The sequence below is a fragment of the Trichlorobacter sp. genome (assembly GCF_030247655.1).
Taxonomy (GTDB): domain Bacteria; phylum Desulfobacterota; class Desulfuromonadia; order Geobacterales; family Pseudopelobacteraceae; genus Trichlorobacter.
Window position 1 is genome coordinate 1 of record NZ_JAOTRZ010000099.1, and the last position, 10,371, is coordinate 10,371.

The following is a 10,371-nucleotide window of genomic DNA, read 5'->3' on the forward strand; positions in this document are numbered from 1 at the left end:
GAGACAGACCCAGCAGCGACAGAGGCGGGGTGATAAAATCCCCCTCCTGCTTGATGAAATCAAACGACTCCTGTACTGCTTTGTCCTTGGCTGCCTCCTTTTTCTTTTCCTTTTTGAAGAAATTAGGACGTGCCGTAGGGGTTGGCGGCACTGAATCTTTAATCACCGGCCCGCTGGCAGGAGCGGCCTTCCCTTCAGCCAACGCCTTGTCCCGTTCACGTCCCTCTTTTGCATGGGCATTCCGTTCCTTGCGGGCAGCCCACTTGGTACGCAGATTTTCCAGCCACCAGGAGGCAAACAGCATAAAAGAGAAACCGGACAGGATCATGATTGAAGCAGCCAAAAGCGGCAGCAACACCAGCAGGGCACCAAAGGCGTTCATACTTCCCCGCAGCATCAGAACGGTTCCCCGTCCGATCAAGCCACCGGTGGGAACCTGTTGTCCAAAAAAGGAGGTTGATTCAATACTAAAGGCGAACAGTGATGCCAGCGAGAAGAGCAGACCGATAAAGGCGGCAACCTTGTAAAAACGGAGGCGGGGTTCCTTGAAGCGCAGCAGATTGTAAGAGATATACAGCAGCGCACCGGGTAGCAGGTATGATGCCAGACCAAACAGCATGAAGAACAGATCAGCAATCTGGGCCCCCAGACGTCCACCCAGGTTACGGATGCCTCCTTCGGTTGACCAGCTGTTCAGCGACTGATCTGCCGAGCTGAAGGTGATAAAAGCCAGCAGGATGAACAGACCAACAGCCCCGACACCGATCCCCTGAAGTTCTTTGGTAAGCTTTACTTTACGTGTTTCGTCCACGGCGACCTTTACAGTACCTGATAATTAACAACAAATTCGGGTGGGTGCATGATCGCCTTTTTAACTGAGCAAAGCTCAGCCGCCTTGACAATCGCCTTCTGGTAACGCTCAGGAAACTCGGGGGGCAGATTGATCGTCATACTCACCTTGCTGACCCGACGTTTGCCCTGAGGATCCAACTCAAATTCGATATCTTGCGTCAGTGATACCTTTTCAGTTGGAATCTTGCGGGCATTACAGAACTCAAGCACATAGATACCAGCACAGGTACCAATGGAGCCGAGAAAGCAGGCAAACGGCTCTGGGTAGGCTCCATCGCCTCCATTTTCGATAGCCTGATCGGTCATCAACTGCAGACCATTCTCAAATGTGGCGGCAACTTTTTTGCCACCTTCAAAACTGATATCTATCTTCACTTTTTAATCTCCTGTTCGTCCTTCTTTGGCGCAGGTGGTGCAGGTTTACGATCTTTGTCAATCTCCAGCATGGAGGTCATATCTTCAAACTGGCCCATATACAGCTCAACCTCCGGGGTTTCACGGCGTAGCAGATCCAGGCGACGTTTTTCCAGGCTGCGCCGAATCCCCTCCAACGTCTTGAACTTGACCTGCACCCGTGGACTCATATTGGCCTTGGCCTCGTCAAAATCAGGGTACTGCAGATTCATCAGGGGAGTGTACGAAAGGGTACGCTGCCGGAAGTTAGGGTATTCCCAGAGGATGGTAGCCTTGGCATCCACAATCTGAGCCGTCATGACCAGAAAATTATAATCCGTGTTCAGAGAATCCAGCAGATTGGCGGAGGAGATCTTGTCCGGGCGGGTGATGCCGCTGACAATCACAAACATGACCGCATCAAGGCTGTTTTTACGCATGAAATCAGACAGGACATCTTCTTTCCAAAAATATTTGTTGTACTGAATCGCCGCATCATCACGACGTTCCCGCCGGAACAAGGCGCTGGCAAAGACCGCCTTCGGATCGGCATCCAGCAGGGTAACCGCATAGAAGCTGTTGGTATTTTTCACCAGCCGCAGCAAATCCCGCTCAAAAGAGCGGTTGACATTGGTCAGCAGGGTAATCAGTTCTTCCCGTTGCGGATGACGGATGTCAGAATCAGTATCGACAATGATTGGCACCACTCCCAATACTTTCACTTTTTCCGCCACCGCATCCTGCGGCAGATTATAATAGTTATGGGCGCAACCCCCCAACAGGGGCAGTAACAACAAACTCAACAGCAGCACCAACCGTTGCATAGATCCTCCCGGTTCCATCGTATCGTGATGTAGTTTATCTGTTCCAAAAATCCTGAATGTTATACCAGATGGTAACGGCATTTTCCAGAGCTATCCAATTAAGCGGTAACCCACCCATTTTACATTGACTCTCCGTGATCATTCACGTATTTTACCGACCACAACCTGCTTATCAAGAGTGGTGGAGGGATAAGGCCCGACGAAACCACAGCAACCGGTCCCGGTAGGGGCGTCAGGTGCTAAATCCTGCCGCAAGGCGAAGATGAGCGAGGATCTTGACGTTACTCAAGGCCCCTGCTCCCATACAAAGCAGGGGCCTTTGTTGTTTCGGGGTGATCATGTCCATCGGCGTTGTGCAAGAACAGTCCATAACCTTTGATTCCGGTATCCGTTTGGAAAGTGGTCGGATACTTGCGCCAATCACTTTGGTTTATGAACTCTACGGCACCCTGAATGCTGACCGCTCCAATATGATCATGGTGGAACACGCCTGGACCGGCGATGCCCATCTGGCTGGCAAACGCAGCGAAGATGACCCCAAGTCAGGCTGGTGGGATGCCATTGTTGGACCCGGCAAGCTGCTGGACACCAACCGTTACTGCGTACTCTGCTCAAACGTAATCGGCTCCTGCTATGGCTCCACCGGCCCGGCCTCCATCAACCCCAAGACCGGCAAACGCTACAACCTTACCTTTCCGGTCATCACCGTCCGCGACATGGTCCGCGCTCAGGAACTATTGCTGGACCATCTGGGGGTCAAGCGCCTGCTCTGCGTCATGGGGGGCAGCATGGGCGGCATGCAAGCATTGGAATGGGCCACCCAGTACCCGGAGCGGGTCGCTTCGGTGATCGCCCTGGCCACAACCCCACGCCCATCGCCCCAGGCTATATCACTGAACGCCGTGGCACGCTGGGCTATCTACAATGACCCCACCTGGAAAAAAGGGGAGTACAAGCACAACCCCAAGGATGGTCTGGCACTGGCCCGTGGCATCGGCCATATCACCTTCCTGTCCGATGAATCAATGTGGCAGAAGTTTGATCGCCGTTTCTCAGCTAAAGACGGCCTGTTTGATTTTTTTGGCCAGTTTGAGGTGGAGCGCTACCTGAACTACAACGGCTATAACTTTGTTGATCGTTTTGACGCTAACTGTTTCCTCTATCTCGCCAAGTCGCTGGACCTGTATGATGTGGCCTGGGGCTACGAATCCATGGCTGATGCCTTCAGCCGGGTGCAGGCCCCGATCCAGTTTTTTGCCTTCAGCTCAGACTGGCTCTACCCCCCCAACCAGACTGAAGAGATAGTCACCTGCCTGCAAGGACTGGGTAAGGAGGTTGAATACCACCTGATCCAGTCTGCCTATGGTCATGACGCCTTCCTGCTGGAGCATGAAACCTTTAGCCCAATGGTCCGTTCCCTGCTGGAACGGGTCGCCCCCTAGCCGATGTCCTGCCCCGCTGATGTTGATCCCAAGCTCTGGCGTTCCTTACGTAACGGCGTTGGCAGGGCTATTGGTGACTTTGGCCTGATCAAGGATGGCGACCGGATCTGCGTTGGCATATCTGGCGGTAAGGACTCCCTGCTGCTGCTGATGCTGCTGGTTGAGATGCAGCGTCGCGCCCCGATCAGCTACCAGCTGGTGCCGGTTACGGTGGATGCCGGATTCCCTGGTTTTGACACCGCACATATCCGTAATGTTGTCGCACGTCAGGGACTTGAGCTGAACATTGAAACGACTGACCATGTTGATCTGATCAATGCCAAGCTGCGACCCGGTTCATCCTACTGTTCCTTCTGCGCCCGGCTGAAACGTGGTGCCCTGTATGGTGCTGCCCGCCGTCTGGGCTGCAACCTGCTGGCCTTGGGACACCACCGCGACGATTTTATTGAAACCCTGCTACTGAACCAGTTTTTCATCGGCACCCTCAAGGCTATGGCTGCCAGGACCGTCTGTGATTCCGGCGATATTACGGTAATCCGCCCCCTGGTCTATGTTGCTGAGGAGGATATAATTTCAGCAGTACAACAGGCCGGGATCAAGACCGTCAGCTGCAACTGCCCGGTGGCTGATGCAGATCATCAGCGGCAGCGGATGAAACAACTGCTGCGTCAGCTTGAGCAGGAAATCCCACAGATCAAAAACAGCCTGCTGGCAGCACTGGGCAATATACAGCCCCGACACCTGCTGGACCGGCACTTGACCAAGGAAGGTACACAATGCGCATAGGACATGGCTATGACGTCCACCGCCTGGTGGAAGACAGAAAACTGATCATGGGCGGGGTGAATATCCCCTATGAAAAGGGATTGCTGGGACATTCCGATGCCGACGTACTGCTACACGCCATAGCCGATGCCCTGCTTGGTGCCTTGGCCATGGGTGATATCGGTAAGCATTTTCCCGATACAGATCCGACCTTCAAGGGGGCTGACTCAATGAAGCTGCTGGAGCATGTGGTTGGCCTGATCAGTGTAAAGGGCTATTGTGTTGGCAACCTGGATGCCACCATCATTGCCCAGAGGCCCAAGATGGCGCCTCATATCCAGTCAATGCGGGAAAATGTCGCACGGGCCTGCGGAGTGGAAGTTGACCGGATCAATGTCAAGGCCACCACTGAAGAAGGGCTGGGATTTACCGGCACCGGCGAAGGAATTTCAGCCCATTGCGTGGTGCTGCTGATCCAGAAATAACCATCAAAACTATTTTTGTAGTAGAGGAATCGCCCATGGAACAACAGACCGTCTTAATCGTTGAAGATGACGAAATGACCTCGGCAATGCTGGAAATGATTGCAGCTGAAGCCGGTTTTCACACGCTGATTGCTGCCGATGGTGTAACCGCCATCGAGTTGTACCAGCAGCATGAGCCCGCTGTTGTCCTGCTTGACCTTAACCTGCCCCAGTTAAACGGCTATTCCTTTGCTTCGCTGGTCAGAAATTTCTCAGACCACAAGCCACGGATTATTGTGGTCACCTCAACTCCGGCTGAGTATGAACAGCACTTAAGCGATCTGGCTGATGGTTGCCTGACCAAGCCGATCAAACGACAGGAGCTACTCGATCTGCTCGCATAAAAGTACGTGCACTTTTTTCTTAAAAACGCTATACAAGACTAATGTCGTCCCATTAACCGGATGCAGATTACTTATCAAATAGAAGGAGATACAATCATGATTGAAAAAGTTCAGGCAGTACTTGATCAGGTCCGTCCCATGTTGCAGCGTGACGGTGGCGATGTTGAGCTTATTGAAGTAGTTGATGGCATTGTAAAAGTAAAACTGCAGGGAGCTTGCGGTTCCTGCCCAATGTCCACCATGACGCTCAAGATGGGGATTGAAAAGGCGATTAAGGAGCAGATTCCTGAGATCATTGAGGTACAGCAAGTCCGCTAATTTTTGTTGGCGTGCCCAGAAACAGAAAAACCCGGTTTATGCCGGGTTTTTCTGTTTCTGGTTAATTGTAATCGGATTAACCGATCAATTTCCCACCAATATGGCTCAGTGCCGGCCAAGCAACGTTCAGGGCTGCGCCTGCTGCGAAGAGGCCGAACACGCCAAGCACCCTTCCAATGTATTTCCTGTCATCTAAATCGGAATAACTGACTTTAACTTTCATGATACGTTCCTCCTATAATGTAGTTAGTTAGGCTGGTTAGTTGAACAGACTCATCAAGCCACTGACCGTACCGGCTGCCGACCAGGTAATAAAGCCACCCAGAAATACTGCTGCCCCTGCAAAGATTGCCAGACTACCTTTTGCGGTGGTTTCTGCCAACAGGACTGAGAAATTGTTTTTTGCTTTCATGACGCTTCTCCTTTGTTTGTGTTTTTATGGTGCGTATCGTATAACTGGGATCTTGTTTTGGCACTCTCTTGATGTGCCGTTCTTGATTTTCTTAACTACAGTTTACGTGCCAACATTAACAAACAAACTCATTTATTTTTATTTACCTTTAATTTAAGCATGTTACATACATTCAGTCGGTCCATCGAATTTAATTGATGTACTGTTTTTAAGTCTGTGTTGCATCCGCAACTGCAACAGACAACCAGGCAAAGCAATACGCAAACCATATAGATACAGCCAGTTATATAGCGTTGCATGCAACAGCGTTGCGTTGCATCACTCGATTGGCAACAGCAACAAAGGAATTAACAAGCACCCCCATGAAAATCAAACGACTCGAAATAGCCGGATTTAAATCATTTGCCGACAAGTCTGTGCTGGACTTCCAGCAGGGCGTGACCGGCGTGGTGGGCCCCAACGGCTGCGGTAAATCCAATATTGTGGATGCTATCCGCTGGTGCATGGGAGAACAGTCTGCCAAGAATCTGCGTGGCAAGGCGATGGAGGACGTAATCTTCCTTGGTAGTGAGAACCGTAAGCCTTTGGGAATGGCCGAGGTATCGCTGGTCTTTTCCACTGAAGATGGACGTGCTCCGGCCAAGTATCTTGAGTTTAGCGAGATCCAGCTGACCCGCCGCCTTTATCGTGATGGTGAAAGTGAATACCTGATCAACAAAACCCCCTGCCGCCTGCTTGATATCTCTGAGCTGTTCATGGACACCGGTGTCGGCACCAAGGCCTATTCTATTATAGAGCAGGGCAAGATCGGCCAGATCCTGCATTCGCGCCCGGAAGAGCGCCGGCTGCTGATAGAAGAGGCTGCCGGCGTCACCAAATATAAGACCAGAAAACAGTTAGCCCTTAAAAAGATTGATGCCACCCGCCAGAACCTGCTGCGGCTTTCCGATGTGCTGGGAGAAATCAAACGCCAACTGAATGCCCTGCAGCGACAAGCCAAAAAAGCAGAAAAATTTCGCGAGCATCGCGAAGAGCTGCGGGAGATTGACCTGCTCTTCTGCTTACATCAGGCAGATAGCCAGCAGGCTGAGCAGCAGCAGACGCAGCAGCAGCTGAGTGAACAACAACAGCGGATGCAGGAGGTAGCAAGCGCCGCCGACACCTCAGAAAATCTGGTTGAGCTGCAACGTCTGGCAATGCTGGAATCGGAAAAAAGCCTGTCAATCCAGCAGGAGGAGCTGTTCAAGGTGAGAAGCGAGGCCGTTGCCTGTGAAAACGGCCTGACCTTTCGCCGTAAAGAGCAGGAAACGATCACAGAGCGTCTTGCCCGACTTGAGCTTGAACAACAGACGATTGCAGAACGGCGGGAGACGCTGGTTGCCGAACTGACCAGACTACAGCAACACCAGCAGACCACTGGCAGTGACCTGACTGCCGCAGAATCCAAGCTTGCCACTCTGCAGGACGAACAGCAGGAGCAGGAACAGGGCTTTGAAACCCTGAGCCGCAGAATTGAGACACAGCGTCGCGACCTGTTCAGCGCCACTGGTGAGGCCGCACAATGCCGTACCCGCCAGGAAACAGCCCAGAAACGTCTTGTGGTTTTGGCTGAACGGCTTGAGCGTCACAGCCACGAACAGATTGTCGTTATGGAAAAGCAGCAGGAAAACAGACGCTGCCATACCGCGTTGACCGAACAGCTTGGACTCCGCAGGCAGGAGCATCAGACTGCTGCCGCTCAGATCACCCTGCTGACTGAACAGGAACAGCTGCTGAAGACACAGCTACCGGAACTGGACAAGCTGGTTCAGGCCCAACGGGATGAACTCAGCCGAAACAGCTCGCGTCTGACCTCATTGCAGGAACTTGAGGCTCAGTTTGCAGGGTACGGACAAGGCGTACGGCAGTTAATGACCGAGTCTCCATTGCGGGAACGGCTGGGTGGCATGCTGGCTGACACCCTGCTGGTTCCGGAAGAGTATGAACTTGCTGTTGAAGCGGTACTGGCAGAACGGCTACAGGCGGTTCTCTGTAACAACGAGCAGGATCTGGTCAGCGCACTGCAGTATCTGCGCGAACAGTCAGCAGGACGTGCCCAACTGACCGCTCCGCGTCAGCAGCAGATCACGCCACAACAGATCAGCGGCACAACGCCGCTGCTCACGCTGCTGGAAATCTCTGGTCAGGCAGCCAGCCAATTACAGCGGATGCTTGCTCCGGTGCATCTGGTTGACACCCTTGAGATGGCCCTGACGCTGTCCCGCAGCCATCCTGATCTGACCTTTGTGACATTGTCCGGCGAGGTGGTCGCCTCCGACGGCACGGTCAGTGGTGGTTCCCCTGATTCCGCTCAGGGCGGTATCATCCACAAAAAACGTGAGATCAGGTCGTTAGAGCTGCAGGTGCAGATACTATCCCAGGCCTTGAGCGTCAGTGAAGCCGAGCAGAAGCGGGTCCGCTCAGAACTGCAGGAAGCAGGGCATGAACTTCAGATCGCCCGCGCTGATCAACACCAGCTTGATCTGCTTCTTTCAGGCCTGATTAAGGATCAGCAGCAACTTGATGCAGAAGCTGCGCGTCTTGCTGAGCGCCTGGAATTATTGGTGCATGAACGGGCAACCCTTGAGGAAGAGCAGACCGGCCTGCAGGAAGAACAAAAGGCTGCAAACATCGGCCAACAAGAGGCAGACGCCCGGGCAAGAAGCCTTGAGCAGGAGTCACAGGCGTTAAGCGCCGAGCTTGAGGGACGGCGCCTGATCCTTGCCGCAGCCCGTGAGGCACTGACGGGCCAACGGGTAGCCGTTGCCACCCTGCGTGAACAGGGCGAAGCGCACCAGCGCACCGTTATTTCGCTGACCTCCCAACTGGCAGAGTTGGACCTGCGTATTCAAAACGGTGCGGCTGAGCGGGAGCAGACCGAAAACAGTCGGCAACGCCTGTGCAGCGAGCTGGAGAGTGAGGAACAGCGTCTGCAGGTCTTGCTTGAACAACAGATTAAACAGGATGAGCTGTTACAGGTGGTACGCCAACAGCATGAAGTTGCCGCAATGCAACTGGCCACCGCAGAGCATGATGCCCGCCTGCGTCGGGAAGAACGGGAAACGATCCGCCAGCTGCATGCTGATCTGTCGTTAAAGATCACTTCACTGTCACTACAACAGGAACACCTTGAACAGTCATTGCAGGATCGCCATCGGTTGAGCTTGAGTGACGTGCGTGAACGGCTGGGTGAGCGGGAGCTTGACCCGGTTGTGGCCCGCATTCGCCAAACCGACCTTGAGCGGATGATCGACGAGCTGGGTGAAGTCAACTTGATGGCAATTGAAGAGTACGCCGGAATGGAACAACGCTACGATTTTCTGGCTGGCCAGAAGGCTGATCTTGAGGAATCGCTAAACGATCTGCAACAGGCGATCCACCGGATCAATCGCACCACCCGGCAACGTTTTCTTGAAACCTTCACCTTGATCAATGAAAAGTTCAAGGAAGTGTTCCCGCGCTTGTTCTGCGGCGGCAAGGCGGAGCTGCGCCTGACCGACGAGCAGGATCTGCTGGAGACCGGTATCGACATCATTGTGCAGCCTCCCGGCAAAAAGCTGGCCAATGTCATGCTGCTGTCCGGCGGCGAAAAGGCGTTGACTGCCGTGGCCCTGATCTTCTCGATCTTCCTGATCAAGCCGACCCCGTTCTGTCTGTTGGACGAGGTGGATGCACCGCTTGATGATGCCAATATCGGGCGTTTTAATGATATGGTGCGGGAGATGAGCGCCATATCGCAATTCATCATTATTACCCATAACAAGGCCACCATGGCCGTTGCTGACACCCTGTACGGCATCACCATGGAGGAGCCGGGCGCATCACGTCTTGTGTCGGTCCGATTGCATTAAGCCGATTGTTCTGGTATGTAAAACGATCATTTCTGCAGCCATTGCGAGGAACAGACAATGCCGTTTCAGTCCGTATTAAAAGAGCTGGTGGATAGCGTACCCCATGCTGTGGGTGCCATTTTGGTCGATTGGGAAGGCGAGGCGGTTCAGGAATACTGCCACTGTGATTCCTACGACATGCGCTTTGTTGCCGCTCACAAGGGAATCGTGCTTTCACGCCTGCGGGAAACCCATGCCGACAATCAGGGTGGGGTTATCGAGGATGTGGTGGTTACTTCGGAACGCCAGATCCTGCTGATCGGTGCTGTTGATCCTGATTATTCTCTAGTATTACAAGCAGATAGAGCCTGCCCGATGGGCCTGGCCCGTTACCACTTTAACAATGCCTTGACGCGCCTGAAAAAGGAACTTTGATGTCTGAAGAAAAAAAAGGATTTCTGCGGGGCATGTTTGAGCGGGTGACCGGAGCTGGCACCCAGGAGCCTCAAACTCCACAGCAATCTACGGATGATACCCCAAAAAAGCCAGGTCTGTTTGAACGGCTTAAGTCCGGCCTCAAAAATACCACTGACGGGCTGGTAGGTCGGATTGATGCCCTGGTATTGGG

General features: G+C 53.1%; 12 protein-coding genes, 1 pseudogene and 1 riboswitch. Of the genes and pseudogenes, 8 read left to right on the top strand and 5 right to left on the bottom strand.

Annotated elements, in window-relative coordinates:
• From OEL57_RS09835 to OEL57_RS09845, 3 genes are all read right to left on the bottom strand, one after another.
• On the bottom strand, positions 1–811 hold an 811-nt coding region (locus OEL57_RS09835), incomplete at its 3' end, for a DNA translocase FtsK 4TM domain-containing protein (RefSeq protein ID WP_300740133.1).
• An 8-nt stretch (positions 812–819) separates the two neighbouring features.
• Positions 820–1,227 (bottom strand): OsmC family protein, encoded by a 408-nt coding sequence (locus OEL57_RS09840; RefSeq protein ID WP_300740136.1) that lies wholly within the window; start codon positions 1,225–1,227, stop codon positions 820–822.
• Positions 1,224–2,069 (bottom strand): hypothetical protein, encoded by an 846-nt coding sequence (locus OEL57_RS09845; RefSeq protein WP_300740138.1) that lies wholly within the window; start codon positions 2,067–2,069, stop codon positions 1,224–1,226. Before OEL57_RS09845 ends, OEL57_RS09840 begins: the two co-directional genes overlap by 4 nt.
• A gap of 166 nt (positions 2,070–2,235) precedes the next feature.
• Positions 2,236–2,338, top strand: a riboswitch (SAM riboswitch).
• Between the two features lie 69 nt (positions 2,339–2,407).
• On the opposite strand from OEL57_RS09845, the gene metX reads away from it, so the two are divergent.
• The 5 genes from metX (at position 2,408) to OEL57_RS09870 (ending at position 5,462) form a co-directional block, all read left to right on the top strand.
• Positions 2,408–3,511 (top strand): homoserine O-acetyltransferase MetX, encoded by a 1,104-nt coding sequence (gene metX / locus OEL57_RS09850; protein ID WP_300740141.1) that lies wholly within the window; start codon positions 2,408–2,410, stop codon positions 3,509–3,511.
• Between the two features lie 3 nt (positions 3,512–3,514).
• The gene (gene ttcA, locus OEL57_RS09855; RefSeq protein WP_300740143.1) at positions 3,515–4,297 is read left to right on the top strand and encodes a tRNA 2-thiocytidine(32) synthetase TtcA; all 783 of its coding nucleotides are present in this window, start codon (positions 3,515–3,517) and stop codon (positions 4,295–4,297) included.
• Entirely contained in the window at positions 4,288–4,761 is a 474-nt protein-coding gene (ispF, locus tag OEL57_RS09860; RefSeq protein WP_300740145.1) for a 2-C-methyl-D-erythritol 2,4-cyclodiphosphate synthase, read from the top strand. The genes ttcA and ispF overlap by 10 nt, the downstream gene beginning before the upstream one ends.
• A 35-nt stretch (positions 4,762–4,796) precedes the next feature.
• On the top strand, positions 4,797–5,144 hold the full coding sequence (locus OEL57_RS09865; protein ID WP_300740148.1) for a response regulator: 348 nt from the start codon (positions 4,797–4,799) through the stop codon (positions 5,142–5,144).
• 96 nt (positions 5,145–5,240) lie between these two features.
• A complete protein-coding gene (locus OEL57_RS09870; RefSeq protein WP_300740151.1) occupies positions 5,241–5,462 on the top strand; it encodes a NifU family protein in 222 nt (73 codons plus the stop codon).
• A gap of 76 nt (positions 5,463–5,538) precedes the next feature.
• Here the strand turns inward: OEL57_RS09870 and OEL57_RS09875 are convergent, their stop codons facing one another.
• Positions 5,539–5,685, bottom strand: a complete 147-nt coding sequence (locus tag OEL57_RS09875; protein WP_012471508.1) for a hypothetical protein — start codon at positions 5,683–5,685, stop codon at positions 5,539–5,541.
• Between the two features lie 36 nt (positions 5,686–5,721).
• Complete coding sequence (locus OEL57_RS09880; protein ID WP_167370378.1) at positions 5,722–5,874, bottom strand: hypothetical protein; 153 nt, start codon at positions 5,872–5,874, stop codon at positions 5,722–5,724.
• Positions 5,875–6,236: 362 nt separating this feature from the next.
• Here OEL57_RS09880 and smc point away from each other — a divergent pair, with 362 nt between their 5' ends.
• The 3 genes and pseudogenes from smc to OEL57_RS09895 all read left to right on the top strand — a co-directional run.
• Positions 6,237–9,764: a chromosome segregation protein SMC gene (gene smc / locus OEL57_RS09885; protein WP_300740155.1), complete on the top strand. Its 3,528-nt coding sequence runs from the start codon at positions 6,237–6,239 to the stop codon at positions 9,762–9,764.
• 57 nt (positions 9,765–9,821) lie between these two features.
• Positions 9,822–10,178, top strand: a complete 357-nt coding sequence (locus tag OEL57_RS09890) for a roadblock/LC7 domain-containing protein (protein ID WP_300740157.1) — start codon at positions 9,822–9,824, stop codon at positions 10,176–10,178.
• Positions 10,178–10,371, top strand: a pseudogene (locus tag OEL57_RS09895) (signal recognition particle-docking protein FtsY); the annotation flags it as partial. The gene OEL57_RS09890 and the pseudogene OEL57_RS09895, both read left to right, overlap by 1 nt.

Coding starts and splice junctions, on each gene's coding strand:
- OEL57_RS09880 (WP_167370378.1), bottom strand. CDS start 5,874: ATGAAAGCAAAAAACAATTTCTCAGTCCTGTTGGCAGAAACCACCGCA.
- OEL57_RS09890 (WP_300740157.1), top strand. CDS start 9,822: ATGCCGTTTCAGTCCGTATTAAAAGAGCTGGTGGATAGCGTACCCCAT.
- smc (WP_300740155.1), top strand. CDS start 6,237: ATGAAAATCAAACGACTCGAAATAGCCGGATTTAAATCATTTGCCGAC.
- metX (WP_300740141.1), top strand. CDS start 2,408: ATGTCCATCGGCGTTGTGCAAGAACAGTCCATAACCTTTGATTCCGGT.
- OEL57_RS09875 (WP_012471508.1), bottom strand. CDS start 5,685: ATGAAAGTTAAAGTCAGTTATTCCGATTTAGATGACAGGAAATACATT.
- OEL57_RS09870 (WP_300740151.1), top strand. CDS start 5,241: ATGATTGAAAAAGTTCAGGCAGTACTTGATCAGGTCCGTCCCATGTTG.
- ttcA (WP_300740143.1), top strand. CDS start 3,515: ATGTCCTGCCCCGCTGATGTTGATCCCAAGCTCTGGCGTTCCTTACGT.
- OEL57_RS09845 (WP_300740138.1), bottom strand. CDS start 2,069: ATGCAACGGTTGGTGCTGCTGTTGAGTTTGTTGTTACTGCCCCTGTTG.
- OEL57_RS09865 (WP_300740148.1), top strand. CDS start 4,797: ATGGAACAACAGACCGTCTTAATCGTTGAAGATGACGAAATGACCTCG.
- ispF (WP_300740145.1), top strand. CDS start 4,288: ATGCGCATAGGACATGGCTATGACGTCCACCGCCTGGTGGAAGACAGA.